At 31.3% G+C, this 25,137-nt stretch carries 30 protein-coding genes; 26 read left to right on the forward strand and 4 right to left on the reverse strand.

The genetic code is table 11. The annotated features are described in order from the left end of the window. The first annotated feature begins 161 nt into the window (after positions 1-161). The 3 genes from C8C84_RS12465 (at position 162) to C8C84_RS12475 (ending at position 2,415) form a co-directional block, all read left to right on the forward strand. Positions 162-1,085, forward strand: coding sequence for a hypothetical protein (locus C8C84_RS12465; protein ID WP_121313962.1), 924 nt, complete (start codon positions 162-164; stop codon positions 1,083-1,085). 210 nt (positions 1,086-1,295) lie between these two features. Further along, positions 1,296-1,856 carry a hypothetical protein gene (locus C8C84_RS12470; RefSeq protein ID WP_121313963.1) on the forward strand — a complete coding sequence of 187 codons (561 nt, stop codon included), beginning with the start codon at positions 1,296-1,298 and terminating at the stop codon, positions 1,854-1,856. 178 nt (positions 1,857-2,034) lie between these two features. Beyond that, positions 2,035-2,415, forward strand: a complete 381-nt coding sequence (locus C8C84_RS12475; protein ID WP_121313964.1) for a hypothetical protein — start codon at positions 2,035-2,037, stop codon at positions 2,413-2,415. A gap of 80 nt (positions 2,416-2,495) precedes the next feature. On the opposite strand, the gene C8C84_RS12480 is transcribed toward C8C84_RS12475, so the two are convergent. After that, positions 2,496-3,470 (reverse strand): IS110 family transposase, encoded by a 975-nt coding sequence (locus tag C8C84_RS12480; protein ID WP_121313965.1) that lies wholly within the window; start codon positions 3,468-3,470, stop codon positions 2,496-2,498. 1,182 nt (positions 3,471-4,652) lie between these two features. Here C8C84_RS12480 and C8C84_RS12490 point away from each other — a divergent pair. The 22 genes from C8C84_RS12490 to C8C84_RS12610 all read left to right on the forward strand — a co-directional run bounded on the left by C8C84_RS12490 (position 4,653) and on the right by C8C84_RS12610 (position 22,214). Beyond that, positions 4,653-5,108 carry a hypothetical protein gene (locus tag C8C84_RS12490; protein WP_121313951.1) on the forward strand — a complete coding sequence of 152 codons (456 nt, stop codon included), beginning with the start codon at positions 4,653-4,655 and terminating at the stop codon, positions 5,106-5,108. A gap of 152 nt (positions 5,109-5,260) precedes the next feature. Next, the gene (locus tag C8C84_RS12495) at positions 5,261-5,794 is read left to right on the forward strand and encodes a hypothetical protein (protein ID WP_121313967.1); all 534 of its coding nucleotides are present in this window, start codon (positions 5,261-5,263) and stop codon (positions 5,792-5,794) included. A gap of 183 nt (positions 5,795-5,977) precedes the next feature. After that, positions 5,978-6,517 (forward strand): STM3941 family protein, encoded by a 540-nt coding sequence (locus C8C84_RS12500; RefSeq protein WP_121313968.1) that lies wholly within the window; start codon positions 5,978-5,980, stop codon positions 6,515-6,517. A 154-nt stretch (positions 6,518-6,671) separates the two neighbouring features. Further along, positions 6,672-7,151, forward strand: a complete 480-nt coding sequence (locus C8C84_RS12505; protein ID WP_121313969.1) for a hypothetical protein — start codon at positions 6,672-6,674, stop codon at positions 7,149-7,151. 1,006 nt (positions 7,152-8,157) lie between these two features. Further along, on the forward strand, positions 8,158-8,697 hold the full coding sequence (locus C8C84_RS12515) for a hypothetical protein (RefSeq protein WP_147406853.1): 540 nt from the start codon (positions 8,158-8,160) through the stop codon (positions 8,695-8,697). 589 nt (positions 8,698-9,286) lie between these two features. Beyond that, entirely contained in the window at positions 9,287-9,751 is a 465-nt protein-coding gene (locus C8C84_RS12520; RefSeq protein ID WP_121313972.1) for a hypothetical protein, read from the forward strand. A gap of 152 nt (positions 9,752-9,903) precedes the next feature. After that, positions 9,904-10,293: a hypothetical protein gene (locus C8C84_RS12525; RefSeq protein ID WP_121313973.1), complete on the forward strand. Its 390-nt coding sequence runs from the start codon at positions 9,904-9,906 to the stop codon at positions 10,291-10,293. 782 nt (positions 10,294-11,075) lie between these two features. Then, a complete protein-coding gene (locus C8C84_RS12535) occupies positions 11,076-11,486 on the forward strand; it encodes a hypothetical protein (protein ID WP_121313975.1) in 411 nt (136 codons plus the stop codon). Positions 11,487-11,647: 161 nt separating this feature from the next. Further along, positions 11,648-12,283 (forward strand): hypothetical protein, encoded by a 636-nt coding sequence (locus C8C84_RS12540; protein WP_121313976.1) that lies wholly within the window; start codon positions 11,648-11,650, stop codon positions 12,281-12,283. A 155-nt stretch (positions 12,284-12,438) separates the two neighbouring features. Further along, a complete protein-coding gene (locus C8C84_RS12545) occupies positions 12,439-12,828 on the forward strand; it encodes a hypothetical protein (protein WP_121313977.1) in 390 nt (129 codons plus the stop codon). Between the two features lie 7 nt (positions 12,829-12,835). After that, the gene (locus tag C8C84_RS17055) at positions 12,836-12,997 is read left to right on the forward strand and encodes a hypothetical protein (RefSeq protein WP_158592572.1); all 162 of its coding nucleotides are present in this window, start codon (positions 12,836-12,838) and stop codon (positions 12,995-12,997) included. A gap of 179 nt (positions 12,998-13,176) precedes the next feature. Next, positions 13,177-13,536, forward strand: a complete 360-nt coding sequence (locus C8C84_RS12550; protein WP_121313978.1) for a hypothetical protein — start codon at positions 13,177-13,179, stop codon at positions 13,534-13,536. 735 nt (positions 13,537-14,271) lie between these two features. Continuing rightward, positions 14,272-14,577, forward strand: a complete 306-nt coding sequence (locus tag C8C84_RS12560) for a hypothetical protein (RefSeq protein WP_147406854.1) — start codon at positions 14,272-14,274, stop codon at positions 14,575-14,577. A 152-nt stretch (positions 14,578-14,729) separates the two neighbouring features. Then, the gene (locus C8C84_RS12565) at positions 14,730-15,119 is read left to right on the forward strand and encodes a hypothetical protein (protein ID WP_121313973.1); all 390 of its coding nucleotides are present in this window, start codon (positions 14,730-14,732) and stop codon (positions 15,117-15,119) included. 629 nt (positions 15,120-15,748) lie between these two features. Next, the gene (locus C8C84_RS12570; protein WP_121313981.1) at positions 15,749-16,372 is read left to right on the forward strand and encodes a hypothetical protein; all 624 of its coding nucleotides are present in this window, start codon (positions 15,749-15,751) and stop codon (positions 16,370-16,372) included. An 89-nt stretch (positions 16,373-16,461) separates the two neighbouring features. Continuing rightward, positions 16,462-17,187, forward strand: coding sequence for a hypothetical protein (locus C8C84_RS12575; RefSeq protein ID WP_147406855.1), 726 nt, complete (start codon positions 16,462-16,464; stop codon positions 17,185-17,187). Between the two features lie 621 nt (positions 17,188-17,808). Then, the gene (locus C8C84_RS12585) at positions 17,809-18,603 is read left to right on the forward strand and encodes a hypothetical protein (protein ID WP_121313983.1); all 795 of its coding nucleotides are present in this window, start codon (positions 17,809-17,811) and stop codon (positions 18,601-18,603) included. Positions 18,604-18,766: 163 nt separating this feature from the next. After that, positions 18,767-19,405, forward strand: coding sequence for a hypothetical protein (locus C8C84_RS12590; protein ID WP_121313984.1), 639 nt, complete (start codon positions 18,767-18,769; stop codon positions 19,403-19,405). 569 nt (positions 19,406-19,974) lie between these two features. Next, positions 19,975-20,370 (forward strand): hypothetical protein, encoded by a 396-nt coding sequence (locus C8C84_RS12595; protein WP_147406856.1) that lies wholly within the window; start codon positions 19,975-19,977, stop codon positions 20,368-20,370. Between the two features lie 191 nt (positions 20,371-20,561). Further along, positions 20,562-21,185, forward strand: coding sequence for a hypothetical protein (locus tag C8C84_RS12600; protein ID WP_121313981.1), 624 nt, complete (start codon positions 20,562-20,564; stop codon positions 21,183-21,185). Positions 21,186-21,357: 172 nt separating this feature from the next. Further along, positions 21,358-21,729: a hypothetical protein gene (locus C8C84_RS12605; protein WP_147406857.1), complete on the forward strand. Its 372-nt coding sequence runs from the start codon at positions 21,358-21,360 to the stop codon at positions 21,727-21,729. Positions 21,730-21,869: 140 nt separating this feature from the next. Beyond that, entirely contained in the window at positions 21,870-22,214 is a 345-nt protein-coding gene (locus C8C84_RS12610; protein ID WP_147406858.1) for a hypothetical protein, read from the forward strand. Positions 22,215-22,814: 600 nt separating this feature from the next. Here the strand turns inward: C8C84_RS12610 and C8C84_RS12620 are convergent. The 3 genes from C8C84_RS12620 to C8C84_RS12630 are packed head-to-tail and all read right to left on the reverse strand — an operon-like array spanning position 22,815 to position 23,976. Beyond that, positions 22,815-23,189, reverse strand: coding sequence for a protein-export chaperone SecB (locus C8C84_RS12620; protein ID WP_121313989.1), 375 nt, complete (start codon positions 23,187-23,189; stop codon positions 22,815-22,817). A gap of 2 nt (positions 23,190-23,191) precedes the next feature. Then, positions 23,192-23,413 (reverse strand): hypothetical protein, encoded by a 222-nt coding sequence (locus C8C84_RS12625; RefSeq protein ID WP_121313990.1) that lies wholly within the window; start codon positions 23,411-23,413, stop codon positions 23,192-23,194. A 2-nt stretch (positions 23,414-23,415) separates the two neighbouring features. Next, positions 23,416-23,976, reverse strand: a complete 561-nt coding sequence (locus C8C84_RS12630; RefSeq protein ID WP_121313991.1) for a hypothetical protein — start codon at positions 23,974-23,976, stop codon at positions 23,416-23,418. Positions 23,977-24,184: 208 nt separating this feature from the next. Here C8C84_RS12630 and C8C84_RS12635 point away from each other — a divergent pair, with 208 nt between their 5' ends. Beyond that, positions 24,185-24,610, forward strand: coding sequence for a hypothetical protein (locus C8C84_RS12635; protein WP_121313992.1), 426 nt, complete (start codon positions 24,185-24,187; stop codon positions 24,608-24,610). Positions 24,611-25,137: the final 527 nt, after the last annotated feature.

The following is a 25,137-nucleotide window of genomic DNA, read 5'->3' on the forward strand; positions in this document are numbered from 1 at the left end:
GCTAACAGCCGTTTCACACAATTGCGAGTTTTGTAGTAAATTCACATTTACGTTTCGCAATAATTTTTATCTTTAACAGAAAATAATCAGTTCCGCAATTCGCAACTGTGTGAATCGTCAGGACGTTGTGAGCAATTTTCACACCCATTAAACGACACCATATGAAAAAAAATCACCTTTATTACTTCTTAGTTCTTTCATTACTAGTTTTTTCAAGCATACATTCCCAAAAAAAGATAGACGAGAAATCTAACGAGTTAATAATAAAAGTGGATTCACTCGAAAGAAAAATTCATCAATTAGAAAGTAAAAATGAACTTTCAGGAATCGTTGAAGAATATAAGGACTTAAATAATCTTTATTCGTACGGCTTTGGAATTCTATTGGCATTATTTGGAATTGTATTTCCTTTAATTATTTACATGGTGCAAATAAGGCCATCATTAGATACTATCAAAGAGACTAAAAGTTTAATAAAAAAAATTGATGATGATTTCGAAAAGAGTTTTGAAGAACATCTAAGAAAAAATAAAAACAAACTAATAGATCAAGCTATTGAAAGTTTTTTATCCCAAACCACACAAAGTTTACCAACGAGTTACACTTTACTCGACACATATAAAAGTGAAGGCTTCACAGAAATACAAGTGATAAAACTTCTAAAAGTTCTAAGTAAAGCTGACGATAATAATACTGAAGATTTTATTGCGGGTTTATTAACCTTTCAAGAGGATAGTAACATAGAGGACTATTTTGTGAATTTAATAAAATCTGAACCTAGTAATCATCAATGTATTTATGGCGCTATGTATTTTGCAAATTATAATAAAGTAGAATATATGGACCTAATAGCAAATGTAGTGATAAGCGGTTATTCACTTGTCGGAATGATTGCTTCATTGTGCCATAGTTCTAAAAACTTTGCCTTGCAATTTATAAATAGTGAAGTTTTAATCAATGACGTCACTATGGAAGAAGAAATAATCAATTGGGGAAAATATGGTGCTAAATTTATGATAGAGAGGATTGACAAAGGAAAAGTGGAATCAACACTGCTTTGGAAAAAGTACTTAGAGTTAATATAAAAACTGCTCACAACAGCCGTTTGGCGCAATGGCTGGTTTTGCTTTTCTTAGTCGGAAATTACTAAGTTGAAATTTTGATTATCTTTAGAACAAATTATTAAAAAAGTCGCCACTGACGCCAAGCGGCGGAACGTTAGACACCATTTAATCAGAACTATGCACAAAGAACTGCTTCAAAAAAGGATTTTCACGAAAAGAGAAGCCACTATAATGGAAACAAAAGTTGTATATAAATCTACTTTGTTTGGAAAACAATCTGAGGTTACAATTCCATACGAAGATTTAACGCGTCACAAAGAATCTTACCTTTTAAACAGAAAGAACTTTTACATTCCGGTAATCGTCCTAGGCTTTTTTACTTTATGTAGTTTTATGTGGAGAAATGATAAAGATTTTGAGCAAGACTTTGGTGAAAATCGTTGGATTTTTTGGAGTATTTTGTTTTTGATTTCAATACCAATTTATTTGATAAGCCTTGAAAACCTATGGAAAGTAAGGGTTCAATACAACACATATTTATTCTTTTTCAAAAATATTCCAAACAAAAAAGAAGTTGATGATTTTTTAGAATGCCTTTTTAAAACACGTGACAATTATCTAAGAGAAACTTATTTTTTTGAACCCAACAAAAATATACCATATGAATCTCAGAAAAGTAATTTTCAATGGTTACGTAAATCAGAAGTGATTACTGGAACTGAATTTCAGAATAGTATGAAAAAGTTAGAGGAAGTTTTTAGTAGTGACCTGAAAAAAATCGGCTTCAATTAAACGGTGTCTAACAGCCGTTTGGTAGCATGGCTGGTTTTGCATTTCTTAGTCGGAAAGTACTAAGTTCAAAATTTGATTATATTTACAACTAATTATTATAAAAGTCGCCACGACTACCAAGCGGCGGCACGTTAGCAGCAAGTCACAAAAAAATGCGTGAAATAGAGCAAATATTTCAATGGAAAAAATTTTAAAAACATATGTAATAAGCACTATAAAAATTTTGGGGTTTTATCAAGAAATACCTTTTTATAAGCTTAAGTCGTTGTATTACTTAATCGTTTTATTTTTACCATTTACACCAACTTTTTTATATGCTGAAAGTCAAAATGGAAAGACTTTATTAACCATGGTTGTTTTTTTTATTTTTTACATTTTTACAACCGTTGCTATTGGAATAAATATGTCAAATCTCGGAAAGCGTTGGAAAACATCAGAATATTCAAAAATTACCATAAGTTATGCAATAATTAATTTTATAATTATTCAAATTATTTATTCTGTTCTTACTTTACTTTCTTTCATATTAGTCAATATTTTTATTGAAAAGTTGTTGTGATTGCATCTGAATAGGAAATATGAAATATACCTGCTGCTAACAAAGAACTGTGCTTAAAAACAAATAAAAAATGATATTTTTTAAATAAATTTTGGCATAGGACTTCTATATTCCTTACTGTATTCTACTCCTGATTTTGCGATGGCAAAAGCCTGTCTCAACAGTTTATTACAAACTGCTATTAATGCCAGTTTTTTACTTTTCCCTTTTTCTGTAATTCGATCATAAATGGCTTTGCAAGCTTTATTGCATTTACAAGCTGTGAAGCTGCACATAAAGAGTAGATTTCGAAGTTTGGCATTCCCTATTTTACTTATTCTGGTTCTGCCTTTTACACTACTGCCTGATTGTCGCAAAACTGGTGTTAAACCACAAAAAGAGCAAAGCTGGCTACTGCTTTCAAAGCGTTTAAACCCATCTGTCAACACTACCAACATCATAGCTGTTTTTCTGCCGATTCCGGGGATACTCTCTACTTTGGTCAATACTTCTTGATATTCTGATTTAACCAATTCTAATAATTGGGTTTCAATAAGAATTACTTCTTTCTCTATGTTGCGTAAGCTTCTTTTGAGAGAACTAATAACAACTTTACTCGGATTACCCAATGTTTGCTCAGCTTGAACCTTATTTTGAAGAGCAGTACTTTGTTTAGTGTAAGTGTCCAATAAGCGTATTTGCTGAAGGCATTCCATTTGATTTTTTGAATAACCAACCCATAGCTTTAATTCCTGATCCTGACCATACATACAAATCATTTTGGCATCTGACTTATCGGTTTTAATTCTACTGAGTTTCATCTGAATAAAACGCTTTATCGATAATGGATTCTCAACATATACTGCTATATTATTATCAACAAGAAAGTAAGCTAATTGATAATGATAATAACCTGTAGCTTCCATTACACAATGACTAACAGGACATAATAGCTTTAAAAACTTGACAAATCCTTTAGTGTTATTATCAAACTGATAATAATTACCCGAACAATCCATGACATCAAATGTATTTTTACTGATGTCGATACCAAATGTTTTTTTATCTTTATCCATAAGAAAATGATTTTGGAAAGGACAATCTACTTATGTTTCATCACCTTGAAATCGAGATCCAGGTCTCACAGAACTGTACGAAATAAAAGTAGAAAAGAGAGGGGATTATCACTGTTAACGGAATCTATAGTTCCTGCAGTTATGGAGAACCTTAATCCTCTCTTTTGTTCTTTCTGATTGAAGTATAAATTTAATGATTGTAAACTTAAGGCAGTTTGCAACAATTGCAAGGTTTGGGCTTTCACCGAATTTTCTCTGAAAATTCAAAAAGTAGTTTTATATTTGGAATCGGCGGTAATTAAAATTTGCAACTGTTGCAAGCCGCAAGACGTTAGCGTCCATTCCAAAGTGCAGAACAGATCGACTGTATTGCTAATTCAATCTCTGCAGAACAGCAAGAAACTTAGCGTTATTTGAAATGAAATCGAAAATTTATAAAACAAACGCGGTAAGCTTTTAAGCCATTCGTGAGAAAATTTATTTTCTAAGCGAAACCGCTTAAAAGCTTAGTGAAGTTAGCCGAAAAAAATGACAATTTGATACACTAAAACTCTACATTTTCAGTTGGTGGCAAAATTTTGCTTAATAAAAAAGGAACGGTCGCTAACAGCCGTTTGGTATCATGGCTAGTTTTGTTTTTCTTAGCCAGAAACTACTAAGTTCAAAATTTGATTATATTTACAACTATAAATTATAAAAATCGCCACGATACCAATCGTCAAGACGTTAGCATTCAGTGCTTTCCAAACAACAACTTTTTGATTAAACTTCACTCCTATTTGCCAAGTTTTGTGGAAACAGAAATGGAAATTTTCTCGTTGAAAAGTTGCGCTAGAATCTTGAAAGTTGAATAAGATTGCGTGAAAAGTTTTCGGATAAAAGTTGTAACAAAAAAAGTGTAACAAAATAAAATGTTACAAATTTATTGTTACAAAAGTTTGAGTGATATGGAAACCGGAATAGAAAACGAAATGAAACTTGAAAGTGTTTATGGTTATGTTGCGTGACAATCAAACTCAAAGCACCGAAATGCTAACAGCCGTTTCACACAATTGCGAGTTTTGTTGTAAGTTCACGTTTGCGTTTCGCAATAATTTTTATCTTTAACAGAAAATAATCAGTTCCGAAATTCGCAACTGTGTGAATCGTCAGGACGTTATACGCAAGCAATTAACTGCATCTATGAAAAAATATCTTTACCTACTATCTTTTGCTTTTCTCACATTAAGTTGTGAAAAGAAAGAACAGAAAAATATATCTAAAACTGATAACAATTGGGTTTTGAAATCCACAAAAGAATATACACCTTTGAGTTTTATAGAAGCAGCTAAAAAAACTGTTAATCCATTTGATTTTTCTTCAATTGAAAATGACTTTCAAAAAGGCTGGATTACAGCTAAAGATTTAGATTCACTGATATTAGTTGTTGACTCAAAAGAAACATGCAATTGTTACCTCGATCCTTTATCTTCTTACATTCCAAATGACAGCGCGCAAGTCGGTGGATTTGCGATTGAATTTATAAAAGCATTTAAAGAAAATAAAAAAGTAGATTTCGGACTATATAGTTGTCCAAAAGTTGACGAAAAAGAAGCCGAAGAATTAAAAGTTTGGTGGAAAAACCAAAATAGAGAATAATTGCCTGCGTATAACAGCCGTTTGGTAGCATGGCTGGTTTTGTATTTCTTAGACGGAAACTACTAAGTTCAAAATTTGATTATATTTACAATTAAATATTTAAAAAGTCGCCACGACTACCAAGCGGCGGAACGTTAGCAACCATTTTAAAAATGCAAACAAGAACATTTTTCTTTATATCGATAATTTCATTTCTATTAATTTCATGTGGAACAGGGTTGAAAATTCCACAAGAGCAACTATCTGGAATAAACTCAAATTTTAAGGGAACTTTTATTAATATTTCACACAAAAAGAACTCAAAAAATAAAGCATCTTCTGATTCAGACATATTGACTTTAATAAACCTTAAAAATAAAAAATCGGATTCCGTCTCAATTAGCTTTACTTCAAATAATGAATTGAAAGTAACTTATGATGATGTTATTGGAAAAACTACTGAATATTATCAAGGTAAGTTTTCAAAGAAAGGATATTACGAAATTTTTATTCGAAAAAAGAACATTCAAATTCCACCTGTTTTGCATCTATTGTACAGCAAAATTGACATTTATAGATTACGAATAAGTTTGAATAAAGAAAAAGAATTAATAATTGATAGTTATTACAAAAGAGGTGGAAATGTATTCTTGTTAGCAGCAGGCGGAAGTGGAAGAACACAATACTATTTTAAGGCAACTAAATAAAAAAAACGGTTGCTAACAGCAGTTTGCAACAATTGCTAGGCTTGGGTTTCTCACCGAATTTTCTCTGAAAATTCAAAAAGGAGTTTTATATTTGGAGTCAACAGTAATTAATCGTCGCAACTATTGCAATCTGCGGCACGTTAGCGGTCAGCGTCAGAACTTTTAGATTTAACGACAAAAAAAATGAGTGAAATTAGAATTGCATTGAGTAAGAGAAAATTAATTTTTGCATTTATTGCATCAATAATATTTGTTGCGATTGGAATAAAATTTATTTTAAAACCTGAAAGCTATGTTTCCTTTTCTCATAGAAATTTTGAACTAATCAGAATAGTTGGTTATGCATCATTAATCTTTTTTGGTCTTTGTTTGATTTATATAATTTTTAAAGCTTTTGATAAAAAACCAGGTTTAATTGTTAATGAAAATGGAATAACAGATAATTCAAACTTTACAAGTTTTGGATTAATTGAATGGTCTGAAATAATCGGAATTAGAACTGAACAAGTTATGTCAACTAAATTCATTTTAATTGATGTTTTAAGTCCAGAAAAATTTATTCAAAATAGCCCAAAATTCAAGGCAACTCTGATGAAGAGTAACTTAAAAATGTATGGAACTCCGTTATCAATAACATCAAATAGTTTAAGTTATAACTTTAATGAGCTTGAAAAATTATTGAAAACAGAGTTTGATAAATATAGAAACACGCCGAACCGCTAACAGCCGTTTGGCGCAATAGCTGGTTTAGTTTTTCTTAGCCGGAAATTACTAAGTTGAAATTTTGATTATCTTTAGAACAAATTATTAAAAAAGTCGCTACTGACGCCAAGCGGCGGCACGTTACCAGCAATAATCCAAAACCCTGCAAATAAATATGAATCGTGTACTTTTAATCTTCTTAGCAATAATTATTTCTTCTTGCAATTTCAATAAAGCAGAAGATAACGTTCAAACAATTGACCCAAAAAATATCAAACTTAATGAGGTAATTCATGATTCTTTATCTAAAGAGCAAATACATAAAATTGAAAAAATACAGTCCACTTTTGCTGAAGTTTATCCTGTTAGTTTAGAAGAGACAATTACTAATTTCAAAAGAGATCAAAATCCAGATAGTGAAATTGAAATTTGGCTTGAAATGGCTAACACTTATGAAAAGTATTTGAATAGTGAAAATAAGCTCGATTTAAAAACTAAAAAAGAAGTTTTTAAACTCATACTTTCACGCTCAATGATGCCTGAAGAGGAAGCTATAGAAAATTCTAAACTCGAAATTTTAACTAAAGACAAGGCGAAAAAAGTTTTGAGTTATTATTCAATGAAAGCTGATCCAATTGATGTTGAAGAACATTGATAGTAAGATTACTGCTGGTAACAGCCGTTTGGCGCAATGGCTGGGTTGCTTAGTTACCTTGGCGTTTTTTCTTCACGAAAAAACTTTATCTTTAACAGAAATTAATCAGTCCGCTGGCATCGCCACTGACACCAAGCGGCGATACGTTAGCATTCAGTGCTTTCCAAACAACAACTTTTTGATTAAACTTCACTCCTATTTGCCAAGTTTTGTGGAAACAGAAATGGAAATTTTCTCGTTGAAAAGTTGCGCTAGAATCTTGAAAGTTGAATAAGATTGCGTGAAAAGTTTTCGGATAAAAGTTGTAACAAAAAAAGTGTAACAAAATAAAATGTTACAAATTTATTGTTACAAAAGTTTGAGTGATATGGAAACCGGAATAGAAAACGAAATGAAACTTGAAAGTGTTTATGGTTATGTTGCGTGACAATCAAACTCAAAGCACCGAAATGCTAACAGCCGTTTCACACAATTGCGAGTTTTGTTGTAAGTTCACGTTTGCGTTTCGCAATAATTTTTATCTTTAACAGAAAATAATCAGTTCCGAAATTCGCAACTGTGTGAATCGTCAGGACGTTACCGCTAAGTTTTCGTCCGAGCAAAATCGGCTTAATTATCACCTTTTGCACCAAGTTTAAGTGGAAATTTGAACCGAATATAAATCAAGTTTTATAGTTTTTTGTAAAAAATTAACTTGTAACCGAATCACGTTTCTGAGGTTTGTTCATTTTTGTGTTTGTAAACTTTTAGGCTTTGTGGAAGTTCAACAGTAACTTGTTTGTTCGCTGATTACGTTTCTCGGCTAAGTTCGTTTTTGTTTCAGAAATCTATGAGTAAAACCTAGCGGTAACAGCAGTTTGCAGCAATGGCTAGTTTTGTTTTTTTTAGCCGGAAATTACTAAGTTGAAATTTTGATTATATTTACAATTAATTATTTAAAAAGTCGCCACTACTGCAATCTGCAGGACGTTATAGCCAATTTCCACAACTATCATCATAAATGACAATGAACAAATTCAAAATAATATTTTTTACTCTTTTGACTATTTGTATTTTGACAGTTATTGTTGCTTTTAATTCATTTGATTACGTTGAAACTAATCTTGCCCATGAGATAACAATGAAATACTTTTCATTACCAATTCTAGTAATTATGTTTCCTGTTTGTTTAATTACATATTTAAAGTTTCTTGTTCAGCATGAAGCGAAAAAGTATACAAAAAAAATATGGACAAACGTCAGAACCATTTTTCGTATTATTACATTAACTATTGGAATGACAGCCGTTTTATATACAACAACGCTTTCAATTATAATGTTGACAAATGACTCTTTGGGAGAAAATAAAACAATTGTCTTGAATGCCAAGATTGTAGATTATTACTCAATGGAAAGTAGCGGAACGACGAGACATTATATTAAAATACAAGATCTAAAATTAAATCGAAGTGTTAAATTAAAAGTGAGTAAACCATATTTAATTGGTGAAAAGTTTAGCAAAAAAATGAAAGTTGGATATTGGGGATTATTATACTCAGAAAATTAAAAACTGGCTATAACAGCCGTTTGGCTTCATGGCTGGTTTATCTTTCTTGGAAAATAATCCGGTAAGTCAAAATTTGCTTATCTTTCGACTTAATTATTAAATTGTCGCCACGAAAGCCAAGCGGCGGCACGTTAGCATTCAGTGCTTTCCAAACAACAACTTTTTGATTAAACTTCACTCCTATTTGCCAAGTTTTGTGGAAACAGAAATGGAAATTCTCTCGTTGAAAAGTTGCGCTAGAATCTTGAAAGTTGAATAAGATTGCGTGAAAAGTTTGCGGATAAAAGTTGTAACAAAAAAAAGTGTAACAAAATAAAATGTTACAAATTTATTGTTACAAAAGTTTGAGTGATATGGAAACCGGAATAGAAAACGAAATGAAACTTGAAAGTGTTTATGGTTATGTTGCGTGACAATCAAACTCAAAGCACAGAAATGCTAACAGCCGTTTCACACAATTGCGAGTTTTGTTGTAAGTTCACGTTTGCGTTTCGCAATAATTTTTATCTTTAACAGAAAATAATCAGTTCCGCAATTCGCAACTGTGTGAATCGTCAGGACGTTATAAGCCATTTCCAAAAACCGATTTATGAGAGAACTAAAGCTTAAAGAATACCTGGAAAATTCTCTGACCGTTGAAGAATTTGTAACTGATTTGGAAAATAGTCAACAGAAAACTGGATATGATAATACTTCAGTTCATATTGAACAAATTGAGGATGGAGAATTTGAAATTACAAAAAGTCATCTAATTAAAATTTGTGACGACTTGTTAAATGGAAAATTACAACCGATTGATGTAAATACAATTGCGTTTGCTTTTATGTTTTCTGATTATTTTATTTGGAATGGTGAAAGTCAGGATGGTAAAATTGTTAGTGAAGTAATATATGACTGGGATAATCCAGAAATTGGTTTTGATTTGACAAAAGAAAATTTTGAGCATTGGAAAGAATATTTGGAAACTGGAAAAACCGATTATTTTACCAAAGAAGAGTTGAAGAAAAAATTTCGTGGCGTGAAAAAGAATGGAATGAGAAGAAACGGCTTATAACAGCCGTTTCTCGCAATTGCGAATTTTGTTGTAAGTTCACGTTTGCGTTTCGCAAGAATTTTTATCTTTAACAGAAAATAATTCGTTCCGAAGTTCGCAACTGACGAGAAGCGGCGGAACGTTATGCGCAAGAGCTCAAAACCGTATATAAAATGACATTTAGTAATTTAGTTGAACATGCTATTAAAGTTGGTTACAAAATTGACCAAGAAAAGAGATTTCATAAATTGATACTTGAAATTGATGATAAGGTTGAAATTTCGTTGGAATTTCCAAATGATGATGTTCAAGAAATAGAATATGATTCCGTAAACATTGACTGGAAATATTTGATAACTGAAAAGTTGACTAAGAAAAAAATTTTTAGTGAATGGTTTGACTATTATGAAGGTTCAAAAGAAACTAAAATTCAGGAAATGCAACAAGATATTTTAGAATACATTAATAATTTTTCAAGCCAAAAATTTGAGATAATTGAGAAACCAGTTTTTACTTTATTTGGAAGAAGGTTTTTAAAATATAAGGAATTGGTTTTTGAATAAAGGAAAACGCTCCAGCGCATAACAGCCGTTTGGTAGCATGGCTAGTTTTGCTTTTCTTAGTCGGAAAGTACTAAGTTCAAAATTTGATTATATTTACAACTAATAATTTAAAATGTCGCCACGACTACCAAGCGGCGGAACGTTAGGCGCTATACTCAGAAACTATATCTAAATGAACAATTTCCAATTTATTTCTTATTTTGTTTCTTTAATCTATATCTTTTATTCATTATGGGGAAGATTTGAGGAAAGTGATAGATACTATAATTTATTGATAAAAAGAAAGACTTTAATTGTAAATTTTTGGGTTGCTTTATTGTTTGGAGTTATTGGCTACGCAATAGATTTTTATTCATTCACAATTACTGTACAGACTTCTGTATATTTTATGCCCGTTAGTTTTCTAGTCATTTTAAATCTTTTTAATTTATTATCTTTTGCTCTAAATAAAAGGAAATTTTATTCTATTCGATCCAGTATTGACATGTCGCCAAACAGAAAAGATTTCTTTGATTTATTCTCAACTATGATGATAATTTTTTTATCATTCGTGGTGCCAATTATGACATTTAATTTAATTCTCAATGGAAGGTTATTGGATTAGTACAGCGCCTAACAGCCGTTTGGTAGCATGGCTGGTTTTGCATTTCTTAGCCGGAAAGTACTAAGTTCAAAAATTGATTATATTTACAACAATAATTTAAAAAGTCGCCACGACTACCAAGCGGCGGCACGTTATGCACCATTGCATGAAATATCGTTTTCAATTGAGAAAAAAACATATGGAGAAAAAGACAAATAGCTTCGGAATCAAATTAATTGGAATTATAATTAGTACAATTATTTTTGTTTATCTCATAAAGTATGTCTTTTTATGGCCGCCAAATCTTGCTTCGGTTTTGGAATATGTAAAAGAACCATTGCAACAATCTAAAAGTTGGCAAATTGTGGCTTTATTTGTGGCGTTTGTGATTGCATTATTGCTATATAAATTAAAAGAAAAATTAATTGGTGCGTTTGGATTGCTGGAATTGTTTGGCGGATTTTGGACTATATCAACAACATTTTCAAAAAATTTCGAAAATACATTACTTTATGCATTAGCATTGGGAAGTGGAATATTTTTATTAATTAAAGGTATTGAAGACATGTTAAAACAAAGTAAGAGTAAAGAGTTAGACAACGGTGCATAACAGCAGTTTGTAATTACTGCGTGGCTTGGTTTGTGTACCGAATTTTCTCTGAAAATTCAAAAAGTAATTTTATATTTGGAATCAAAAGTAATTAATCGTCGCAGCAATTACAATCTGCGGCACGTTATAAGCCATTCCAGCACATTTTTAATTGAAGACAAATGCACATAGATAAAAATCAATATCAGAAATATTTTGAAGAAAAAATCAATTTAAATTTTGATAAGCTAAATCCATATTTTGACGTTGATAGTGATTTGTTTTCAGGACTGAATAGATTAATGAATGAAAACTACAGATGTTTAATGGTGGAAGCATATGTAGCAAGTATTACAATAAGTAATCATATAATTGAAAGGTTGCTAAAATTGGCATTAATTTATGAAAACAGTTTGGGAGAAACAGAAGAAATTGCCATTAAGGCTTACAACAAGTTTCAAGGAATGGCAATGAAAAATACTATCACCAATTGTTGGAATAGAAAATTAATCAGTAATGAAGAAAAGAACCATTTAGAAAAGATTATAAATGATGTGGTACGGAACGGATTTTCTCATGCTAGTTTTGAAAATATTCTTGGTAAAACTCCAACGAAAATCCCAATGAAAATGGGGGATTTTAAAACTCAAGAAATTAAAGATGTTGAAATTGACAGAAGAGTTATGTTAACAATAGCAGAAGTTCAACTGGAAAATTTTGCCAAAGAAAATGCTTTCGAATATTATAAATACATTTTTGAGCTAATTCAAAGATTGGAGAATAAAATTAAACCGAAAGAAGATAAGAACGGCTTATAACAGCAGTTTGTGATAATTGCTAGGTTTGGGATTATCCCGAGTTTTCTCTGAAAACTCAAAAAGGAATTTTATATTTGTAAGCATCAGTAATAAATCGTCGCAACTATCACAATCTGCGGCACGTTACCTGCAAGTGCTCAACCAATCTTTGCTCAATGGAAAAAAATACAGATTTATTTGGAAATGAAATCAAGAAGAAAACGTATAAATCAGCCACTGAAAAGGAATTGATTAACTATGACAAAGCTTTATTTTCAGAAAGATTAGAAAGATTAAAGTTTGTGAAAAAACATAATCCTAAAGGCTATTCAATGTTTGGAGATATGGAATTTGTGTTTACATTTAGTGAAATTCAACAATGTTACGTTAACGGCCATTTTATCGCGACAATAGTGTTGTCACAGTCATTCTTAGAAAAATTGCTTGATATTCATTTATCAAAAAAAGGGTTTGAAAAAGTAACAAAATATGGACTGGAGAAAATGATTAAAGTTGCTGTAAAAAGAAAATATTCTACACCCAAAAGTATTAGAACTTCTCAATAATTTGCGCTTGAAAAGAAATCCATTTATTCACTCAAAAGATTGGGATTATCCACATACTTTATCCAAAAGAAGTTTTGAAAACAGATTGCGACCAGAAGAACAATTGGAAAAAGACGCAACAGAAGCTATGAGTTTACTGTATACCATTTTTAAGTATCCATTAGACTAAACGCACCAGCAGGTAACAGCCGTTTCTCGCAATTGCGAATTTTGTAGTAAGTTCACGTTCACGTTTCGCAAGAATTTTTATCTTTAACAGAAAATAAAAAGTTCCGAACTTCGCAACTGACGAGAAGCGGCGGAACGTTATGTGAAAGTTTTTAACCCCGAATTCAATAGACCTTCTGTATGAAAAAGTTAAAATATTTTTTCTTAATCTTTTTGCTAATTATTATTAGTCTTTTTACTTATTCAAAACTAACTAAACCGGAAACCATAATGATGGTAGGAACTGAAGTATCAATGGAAAAACCTTGGGTGAAATTTAATGAAGCTGATGAATCAAAAATTGGAAACTTAATTAGAGCTTACCATTTTGAAGAAGGTGAAAGAAGGTATAAAAAAGATATTGGCGGAGGGGATTTTATAATTGCTTGCTTGACAAAAAATAAAAGTTGGAAATATTATTCTTATTACCGTGGCGTAGAAGATTATCAAATGATGATGATGTCAGAAGAAATTGAAAAAGAAATTACTCCACCAAACTAAAAAAACCTTCACATAACAGCCGTTTGGTAGCATAGCTGGTTTTGCTTAAGCCGGTTGTCGATTTTCCGCTGGAAAATCTCTACTTTAGCAGAAACAAATTATTCACGAAGTCGCCACGACTACCAAGCGGCGGCACGTTGTACACCAGTGTTTTCCTGACGAGAACTTTTTGATTAAACTTCACTCCTATTTGCCAAGTTTGCGTAAACAGAAATGGAAATTTAGACTTGAAAATGTTTCGCTGAAAATGTTACTAAAAAAGTTTGCGTCAAAATGTTACTGAAAATGTTTGTGTCAAAATTTAAATAAGTTTGCGCTAAAAAGGTTGCTAGAAATGAAACTGATTTTGTTTGCGTGAAATAGAAATTGGAAAAAGAAACCGAACAAAACGCTGAAAGTGTTTGTGGTTATGTTTCGTGACAATCAAACTCAAAACACCGGTGTACAACAGCCGTTTCTCGCAATTGCGAAATTTACCGTAAGTTCAAGTTCAGTTTCCGCTATAATTTTTATCTTAGCCGAAAGTACGCAGTTCCGCAATTCGCAACTGACGAGAAGCGGCAAAACGTTAGTGGCAAGATTTCGCCCAGTTATCAAAAGATGAAAAACTTAATAATCATATTTTTATTTCTTTCAACCGAATTTGGATTTTCTCAATCGGGGAAATATGTTATGTGGGAATTTTATAATCCTTATGACGGGAGAAATTGTACTTCACAGTTTTCCAATTTGAACTTGAAAGAAAACAACACATTTGCACTGAATTTGTTTTACTGGAAAGAAGAAAAAGAAGAATGTAAAAAGATAACTGGCAAGTGGAAAATTGAAAATGATACTTTGAGCTTAATTGAAAACAAGGTTGTGCGTTATTATTTGATTAAAAATAACTCAATTGTTGCTCAAAAACCTGAAGGAGAAAAACTAGATTATTATTTTGAAAACTTAATAAACTTGGATTTCCTTTTGAAGTCAAATGATGGCTCAATAGAAGAACATACAAAACAAAGTTGGTTAAAACAGAGTAAAAAATCCTGCCACTAACAGCCGTTTCTCGCAATTGCGAATTTTGCTTAAGCCGGTTGTTGATTTTCCGCTGGAAAATCTTATTTTAGCAGAAAGTACGCAGTTCCGCAGTTCGCAACTGACGAGAAGCGGCGGCACGTTATGCGCAAGAGCTCAAAACCGTATATAAAATGACATTTAGTAATTTAGTTGAACATGCTATTAAAGTTGGTTACAAAATTGACCAAGAAAAGAGATTTCATAAATTGATACTTGAAATTGATGATAAGGTTGAAATTTCGTTGGAATTTCCAAATGATGATGTTCAAGAAATAGAATATGATTCCGTAAACATTGACTGGAAATATTTGATAACTGAAAAGTTGACTAAGAAAAAAATTTTTAGTGAATGGTTTGACTATTATGAAGGTTCAAAAGAAACTAAAATTCAGGAAATGCAACAAGATATTTTAGAATACATTAATAATTTTTCAAGCCAAAAATTTGAGATAATTGAGAAACCAGTTTTTACTTTATTTGGAAGAAGGTTTTTAAAATATAAGGAATTGGTTTTTGAATAAAGGAAAACGCTCCAGCGCATAACAGCCGTTTGGTAGCATGGCTAGTTTTGCTTTTCTTAGTCGGAAAGTACTAAGTTCAAAATTTGATTATATTTACAACTAATAATTTAAAATGTCGCCACGACTACCAAGCGGCGGAACGTTATAAACCAGCGTTTTCCATCGCTAGAACTTTCGATTTAAACTTCACTCCTATTTCCAAGTTTGCTTAAACAGAAATGGAAATTTAACATGGAATTTTGTTGCATTAAGTTATGGAATTGAGAAAAATATTCCGAAAAGGTTTGCGTGAAAAAGTTGTAGCAAAAAAAATGTAGCAAAATAAAATGCTACAAAAATATTGCTACAAAAGTTTTAGAAAATAGACACTAACAAAGTTTGCGTGAAATGGAAACTGAAAAAGAAACCGAAAAGGAAACGGAAAATGTTTGTGGTTACTTTGCGTGCTAATGTAATTCAACATAAAACGCCGGATTTATAACAGCCGTTTCACACAATTGCGAGTTTTGTTTGAAGTTCACGTTCACTTTTCGCAATAATTTTTATCTTTAACAGAAAATAATCAGTTCCGCAATTCGCAACTGTGTGAATCGTCAGGACGTTATGCAACATAATTTAACCTCTGCAAAATGAGAACTTTAATCATCTTATTACTTTTAATCGTAAGTTCTTGCACAAAAAAAGATGAGCCAAAGATTCAAAAGCCAATAAAGTTTCAGAAAATTAATTACAGTTTGGCAAATAGCTATTTAGATTCTTTGGCAAAAAAAATAAATCCTAATAGAAAATACCAATATTGGCAGTACGCTCGCTATAAAAGCAGTATGTTAAGACATACCATTCTAAATGAAAGCGGTGACACTTTATTGAGAAAAAAAATTGATAGAGAATTTGATAAAATTAAATATGGAATATTTAAAGGCGGACATCCTTTTTTTAGTTGCTATTATGCAATAACGATTGAAAATGGAAAAGTAAATTACATAAACGAGGAAGAATTTCGAGGCTTTTTAGGAACAATAGATAATCTGGAAGAAGCAATGCTTTTAGCTGAAACCTATGACTATTCTCTAGACAGCGACATTCGAGGAAGTGAATATAGAGAAGTTGAAAATGGATTTGAATTGCACTTAATGAGATTTAATGACAATCCTTTAAGTAAGGAATCTTTTGAAATAGAAGTAAGTCAGAATGGAATTCTGAAAGCAAAGAGCAGAGGAATTTATTGTAAAGGACAGAAATGTCGTGAATAAAATTACGTTGCATAACAGCAGTTTGCTACAATTGCTAGGCATGGGTTTCTCCCGAATTTTCTCTGAAAATTCAAAAAGGAGTTTTATATTTGGAATCAATAGTAATAAATCGTCGCAACTGTAGCAATCTGCAAGACGTTAGCAGCAATATTATGAGAACTCCACCTGAAATCGACCTACAAAAAAAAAGTGAGTATTCTCTTCACCGAGATAATATTATTAGAGAATTCCCCAATACCGAATTTTCGAATCTTACACTGAAATGGGTTGAGATAATTCAGAGGATTGATAATGTAAATCTTTTGATAAAAGAATTATTTCATGACTTTGATTTGATAAATACAAAAATGTCTGATAACGTTATTGAAGATTCAGTTCTAAAAACGCCTCTTTTTTATAGACAGAAATTCTTAACAGAGCAAATATTTTATTGGATTAGAAAAACATTAGATGAAATGATTGCCATGATTTATGTCTTAGAATATCTAAAGAAAACAAACAAATATCCAACTAACATAAAGATAGAATCAATTGGTCATTTAATTGGTTCTAAAGAATTTATTGTAGACATAAAAGACAAACATTTGAATATTCTAAAAATCATTAATAACATTTCAAACACTTTCAAACATTCATTCTTAAATTCCGAAATTCATAATCATCTTGGCGAACTTGATCCATTAGTTTTTAGCTATGGGTTTAAAAACAACGACATGGAAAAAGAAATGGTGTTTACAGCATATAAAATCGAAGATGTGATTGTTGAACTCAACAAGTTAATTACAGACTTAATAAGTCATATAAAACAAATATAATACTGCTGCTAACAGCCGTTTGGTAGCATGGCTGGTTTTGCATTTCTTAGACGGAAAGTACTAAGTTCAAATATTGATTATATTTACAACTAATTATTTAAAAAGTCGCCACGACTACCAAGCGGCGGCACGTTAGGCGCTATACTCAGAAACTATATCTAAATGAACAATTTCCAATTTATTTCTTATTTTGTTTCTTTAATCTATATCTTTTATTCATTATGGGGAAGATTTGAGGAAAGTGATAGATACTATAATTTATTGATAAAAAGAAAGACTTTAATTGTAAATTTTTGGGTTGCTTTATTGTTTGGAGTTATTGGCTACGCAATAGATTTTTATTCATTCACAATTACTGTACAGACTTCTGTATATTTTATGCCCGTTAGTTTTCTAGTCATTTTAAATCTTTTTAATTTATTATCTTTTGCTCTAAATAAAAGGAAATTTTATTCTATTCGATCCAGTATTGACATGTCGCCAAACAGAAAAGATTTCTTTGATTTATTCTCAACTATGATGATAATTTTTTTATCATTCGTGGTGCCAATTATGACATTTAATTTAATTCTCAATGGAAGGTTATTGGATTAGTACAGCGCCTAACAGCCGTTTGGTAGCATGGCTGGTTTTGCATTTCTTAGCCGGAAAGTACTAAGTTCAAAAATTGATTATATTTACAACAATAATTTAAAAAGTCGCCACGACTACCAAGCGGCGGCACGTTGTAGGCAATTCAGAAAAATAGCAATGAAAAGACTAATTTTATTTTTTTACACCTTGTTTGGAATAGTTGGCATTGGTCATACTCAAAACAGAAGTCTATCACTAAAAAATATCGAAGTGGATTGGGAAACTGTTGATGAAGTATTAAAAAAACATATAAAAGACAAACCAACTTTTAATGAAGGAATTAAAGATTTTCAAACAATACTAAATCTTGATAAAAATATTGAATTAATAACCAATGCTGAGTCAGATGAATTAAAATCTGAATTGAATAGTTTTATGAAAAAAGTCTTGGATGAAAATAAATTACCAGATAATGTTAAAGCTTTAAGTTTTGGTATATTTACTTCAATTGTTGATAAGAAGGAATCAATAACAATTTATTTAAGTGGTTCAGGTAAGACTCCAAAAGAAGATTTTAACGATTGGAATGTTGATCCAATTTATTTTCCTAAATATTATTTAATTCCTAAATACTTTGAATCAATTAAAAGCCAAAATTATGAATTGAATGGAGATTTGGAGGTTTTAATATATAATGGAATCTTGAATTTATTAATAATAAATAACATTGAGTTCTTTAAGAATGAAATTTTAACTAGTAACAAAGATATATATATCGGTAGTGGTTTTGACAGTGGTGATACTTATCTTCTTGGGAAGCTAACTGAAACCGGAATTAATTAAAACTGCCTACAACAGCAGTTTGTGATTATGGCTGGTTTTGGTCGTATCAGAAATGTCTCGGCTGACTGAAATTTTAGTTATATTTGGAAACACAAGTGAGTGAAGAACGCCAAAATCACAATCTGCGGCACGTTACCGGCAATGTTGAACAACTCAATCTTAAATGACAGATATCGACCATAATAAAATTATAATTAAAACAGCAACAGCGTTTTTTAAAAATCATGGAATAAAGAGAAAAGGACAATCTCGAACTTTTCATGATGACAATTGTTGGTTTACAACTATTATAGAATTTCAACCAAATTCAAGGGAAAAGGGAACATTTCTAAATGTTGGTGTGAATTTTCATTGGTATGACCAAGATTATTTTTCATTTGATATTGGATATAGACAATCGCCTTTTATAGAATTTCGTGATGAAAGTCAGTTTGAAAATGAAATTGAAAAACTTTGCAAATCAGCGCTTGAAAAGATATCAGAATATCGTGAATCATTCAAAACATTAAATACATCTCGCGAGAAAATATGCAATTCAGAATTTGCCAGTGATTCTTTGTGGGGAAACTATCACAAAGGAACAGTTTCGGGACTTATCGGCGATTTCAATTCCTTGAAAGTTTATTACGAAAGTTTACTGAATGTCGAGCATAATTTCCCATGGGTAAATGAACTTAAAGAAAGAACTAAATTGCTTCTAGAAAAAACAAATACTTTGGAAAGTTTCAAAAGTGAAGTAGAAAAGATTATAATGAAAACAAGAAAGTCGAAAAAGTTAGAAGAGTGCCAACCTAACCTTTAAAAGTAAACACAGCCGGTAACAGCCGTTTGGCGCAATGGCTAGTTTAGTTTTTCTTAGCCGGAAATTACTAAGTTGAAATTTTGCTTATCTTTAGAACAAATTATTAAAAAAGTCGCCACTGACGCCAAGCGGCGACACGTTACCGGTCAGTTTTGAATCTGCAAAATCCGTGACATTTCTACACTTTTTAAAATTGTGTTTAACAGAGAAAAAAAACAAAGTTTCATAAATTAAAAGTTGAAGTAAAACAATCTGTAACCGAATCACGTTTCTAAGGTTTGCTCATTTTTGTGTCTGTAAACTTTAGGTTTTGTGGAAGTTCAACAGTAACTTGTTTGTTCGCTGATTACGTTTCTCGGCTAAGTTCGTTTTTGTGTCAGTAATTCAAGAGTAAAACCGAACCGGTAACAGCCGTTTCACACAATTGCGAGTTTTGTGGTTAGTTGACGTTTGCGTTCCGCAATAATTTTTATCTTTAACAGAAAATAATCAGTTCCGCAATTCGCAACTGTGTGAATCGTCAGGACGTTAGCTGTGAGTTTCAGAAAATCTGTGCAAAAGAGAACATTATGAAAAAATACTGTTTTATATTAGGAATGTTTTTCCTTTTAGGTTTTAAAAGTGTTACTGGAATTTCAGGAAAGTATGATGTTGTTTTAGATTCTAACTTCAAAAACCATGGTTCAAAATATATAATTATAATTAATGAGAATAAATATACCAAAGAATTCTCAGATGGTGAAAAAGTAGTTGGCGGAATAGAAGCTGTGGAAGTAAGAAACTCGAAAAAGATATATTATTTAAATGACTTTCTCTTTGTGCAACAAAAAGTAACTCTTGATTCTTTAAAATTAAATACATTGGGGAAAGTCATTATGGAAGTTGAAGAAATTAATGCAGACACATTATCGTTTCGAACAACTTATGACCGACAATTAAACGTGACAATTAAACGTGACAATTAATACTGGAAAATTTATACGCCAAAAATAAAAACCCAACAGCTAACAGCCGTTTGGTAGCATGGCTAGTTTTGCATTTCTTAGACGGAAAGTACTAAGTTCAAAATTTGATTATATTTACAATTAATTATTTAAAAAGTCGCCACGACTACCAAGCGGCGGCACGTTATGCAACATAATTTAACCTCTGCAAAATGAGAACTTTAATCATCTTATTACTTTTAATCGTAAGTTCTTGCACAAAAAAAGATGAGCCAAAGATTCAAAAGCCAATAAAGTTTCAGAAAATTAATTACAGTTTGGCAAATAGCTATTTAGATTCTTTGGCAAAAAAAATAAATCCTAATAGAAAATACCAATATTGGCAGTACGCTCGCTATAAAAGCAGTATGTTAAGACATACCATTCTAAATGAAAGCGGTGACACTTTATTGAGAAAAAAAATTGATAGAGAATTTGATAAAATTAAATATGGAATATTTAAAGGCGGACATCCTTTTTTTAGTTGCTATTATGCAATAACGATTGAAAATGGAAAAGTAAATTACATAAACGAGGAAGAATTTCGAGGCTTTTTAGGAACAATAGATAATCTGGAAGAAGCAATGCTTTTAGCTGAAACCTATGACTATTCTCTAGACAGCGACATTCGAGGAAGTGAATATAGAGAAGTTGAAAATGGATTTGAATTGCACTTAATGAGATTTAATGACAATCCTTTAAGTAAGGAATCTTTTGAAATAGAAGTAAGTCAGAATGGAATTCTGAAAGCAAAGAGCAGAGGAATTTATTGTAAAGGACAGAAATGTCGTGAATAAAATTACGTTGCATAACAGCAGTTTGCTACAATTGCTAGGCATGGGTTTCTCCCGAATTTTCTCTGAAAATTCAAAAAGGAGTTTTATATTTGGAATCAATAGTAATAAATCGTCGCAACTGTAGCAATCTGCAAGACGTTAGCAGCCATTACCACTCGAACTCAAAAAAAATATGATAAAAAGACTATTGACATATATGATTCCATTGGTTATATACATATTTCTTCCTGGAATTGTTCAACAGATTTTCATGGAATATGATGACTATTATTTCTATATAATTGTCGCATTTTTATTACTAGTAAATGTATTGTTGGCGTTTAATATATTGAAATCATCCAACAGATTACCGAATCATATAATTGCTGCTTCAATTGTTACTGGAATTGGAATTTTATCAGGCGTTGTAGTTGCGAATTTGAATTTGGGTTGGGATGGAATTAGAATTGCTATATGGAGTAATGCGATAAGTTCCATATTGACTTGGGAAATTATTTTTCAATTCAACCGAAAAAAAACGGCTGCTAACAGCGGTTTGCAATAATGGCTGGATTGCTTTGTTACCTTGACGTTTTTTCTTCACGAAAATATTTATCTTTAACAGAAAATAATTAGTTCGCTGGCTTCGCCACTATCGCAAGCCGCGGCACGTTATAGCCAATTTTTTCGAGAAACTAAATGCAAATGGAAAATCCGGAGATATTATTCAAAAGTCCTTTTAAAATTTATGTTTTGCCGAAAGACAAAATAACGTTTGAAAGTGAGCTTGAAAAGCAAAACGTTGAATATTATTGTGACATAGAAAACCAACCAATGTTTGAAAATGGAATTAGATATTTCATTCAAGATGTTGACAGAATGAAACTGGATAAAATATTCACCGAAAACAAAATAATTGCACATACAGAAACAATTTCAATTTCTGATTATCGCGATGAAAAGAAAGCGCAAAAATTATACTTGAAAGTTGCTGGAATTGTAATCGGAATAATAATTCTGATAATGATAATGGAAAGGCTTGTGAAATAAAAACTGGCTATAACAGCCGTTTGGTAGCATGGCTGGTTTTGCATTTCTTAGACGGAAAGTACTAAGTTCAAAAATTGATTATATTTACAACAATAATTTAAAAAGTCGCCACGACTACCAAGCGGCGGCACGTTAGCATTCAGTGCTTTCCAAACAACAACTTTTTGATTAAACTTCACTCCTATTTGCCAAGTTTTGTGGAAACAGAAATGGAAATTTTCTCGTTGAAAAGTTGCGCTAGAATCTTGAAAGTTGAATAAGATTGCGTGAAAAGTTTTCGGATAAAAGTTGTAACAAAAAAAGTGTAACAAAATAAAATGTTACAAATTTATTGTTACAAAAGTTTGAGTGATATGGAAACCGGAATAGAAAACGAAATGAAACTTGAAAGTGTTTATGGTTATGTTGCGTGACAATCAAACTCAAAGCACCGAAATGCTAACAGCCGTTTCACACAATTGCGAGTTTTGTTGTAAGTTCACGTTTGCGTTTCGCAATAATTTTTATCTTTAACAGAAAATAATCAGTTCCGAAATTCGCAACTGTGTGAATCGTCAGGACGTTGTAGGCAATACTAACCTCGTGCAAAAAAGAAGTAAATTATTTCTTAGCGAATTCTACAAAATTAATTGAAGGTAACATAACAGGTCTATATCCAGCTTGTAGAGTAATATTCGAAATTACTGCTCTTAAATAAGGGAATGCTATAGCTGGAGCATTTATTACTGGGAAATCTGAAACTTTAAATTCTTCAGTTATATCTTCGTCAAGTTCAAAGATTGCCAACATTTTAATAAACATATCAAAATCAGTATCTTTAACATCTATTTCAAAAAGTAAACTAAAACTCCTTTTATCGTCTTCTGGAAAGAATTGACTTGTTTTTAAGTCAAATGAATCTTCTTTTCTATCATCATTTTTGACAACAGAAAAAGTCATCTCTTGAACTTTCCAATCATTTAATTTTATTTTCATAATTAAGCTGCAAAAGGCATTGAAGTTTCCTTAGATACATCAAAACCATTATCAACTGAAATATACTTTTCAACGTTTAATGTAGCAAATGATTGATTATCTATTTCAAGATTTGTATTCTCAGCAAAACCATATTTATTAACTGAAATTTCATATAATTCCGCCGACGTGATATTGCCAAAATAATTGTCAATTCGCGCTTTTAATTCTTTAGTTAGCTTCATTATTAAATTTTTTTATTACTAATAATAGTATTATTTTGTAGGTTTTTTTTAGGATTAAATACTGAACAAATTGTGCAATTTGCTGTTCTTAGATCTATTTTGTATACTCTTTCTTTTGCAAACTTAATATAAAAATTACCTTTTGCAACATCTATATCTAATAATCCTTCTCCTCGTGCAAAGTTAATGATTAATCCATCTAAATAACTTAAACTTTTCCTAATTCTTAATATCTTCTTTTCATGTTGCTCAAGTATGTATAACAATATCTCTACACCATCGCTTGTAGTTAAGTCTAACAATCTATCATCTTCAACAGTAATTTCAGACTTTATTACACTAATATCTTTATATTTATAATCATTAATTTTATTATCCCAAGCCTGAGCAATAGCCCATTGTTCAGCTTGTTCATTAGGAACTTTACTAATACCTTCTATAAAAAAATATGCTCCATCTCCTATCCATTCAGCATTTCCTTTAGAAATTTCAAAATCTCCTTTCACAATGCTTTTAGCACTATCAAAACTAGTTCCGTGAAAACCTATAATGGAAGATGACATTATAAAAATATTTTTGCGCAATGTATAAAAAAAAATTAAATTAAGAAGTACTGCCTACAACAGCCGTTTGGCGCAATGGCTAGTTTTGTTTTTCTTAGCCGGAAATTACTAAGTTGAAATTTTGCTTATCTTTAGAACAAATTATTAAATAAGTCGCCACTGACGCCAAGCGGCGATACGTTAGCGGTAATGCTAAAACAGCTCACAAATGAAACAAACTTTTTCAATACTCATATTGCTTTTTTTAGGAAATATCAATTGCTTTGCTCAAGACACAATAGCTAAAATTGAAAAACCAATTGAAGTTTCCATAGAAGAGTTAATTAAACATTCCGAAAAATATGAAAAGAAAAATATTTCGGTGTATGGCTATGTAAAATTTGATAAACAAAAAATCAGCAGAATATTTATTTCAAAAGAAGACTTTGAAAATAAGCGAATAAATAACTCTGTTTGCTTTATGTTTTTATTTGAAAATAGCAGCTTTAACACAGTCAAAAGATACGATGAAAAATATGTTCAATTATCTGGAATTTATGTTCCTGGAAAAGCAATTGGTTCACGCAGAAAGTTGAAAATGAAAAACGGAGTGATAACAGAAGTTAGAATTAAGTTTCCTGCCAATGATAACTAACGCACTACCGCTAACAGCCGTTTCTCGCAATTGCGAATTTTGTGGTAAGTTCACGTTCACGTTTCGCAAGAATTTTTATCTTTAACGGAAAATAATTCGTTCCGAAGTTCGCAACTGACGAGAAGCGGCGGAACGTTGTACACCAGTGTTTTCCTGACGAGAACTTTTTGATTAAACTTCACTCCTATTTGCCAAGTTTGCGTAAACAGAAATGGAAATTTAGACTTGAAAATGTTTCGCTGAAAATGTTACTAAAAAAGTTTGCGTCAAAATGTTACTGAAAATGTTTGTGTCAAAATTTAAATAAGTTTGCGCTAAAAAGGTTGCTAGAAATGAAACTGATTTTGTTTGCGTGAAATAGAAATTGGAAAAAGAAACCGAACAAAACGCTGAAAGTGTTTGTGGTTATGTTTCGTGACAATCAAACTCAAAACACCGGTGTACAACAGCCGTTTCTCGCAATTGCGAAATTTACCGTAAGTTCAAGTTCAGTTTCCGCTATAATTTTTATCTTAGCCGAAAGTACG

The organism is Flavobacterium sp. 102, assembly GCF_003634615.1.
Taxonomy (GTDB): Bacteria; Bacteroidota; Bacteroidia; order Flavobacteriales; family Flavobacteriaceae; genus Flavobacterium.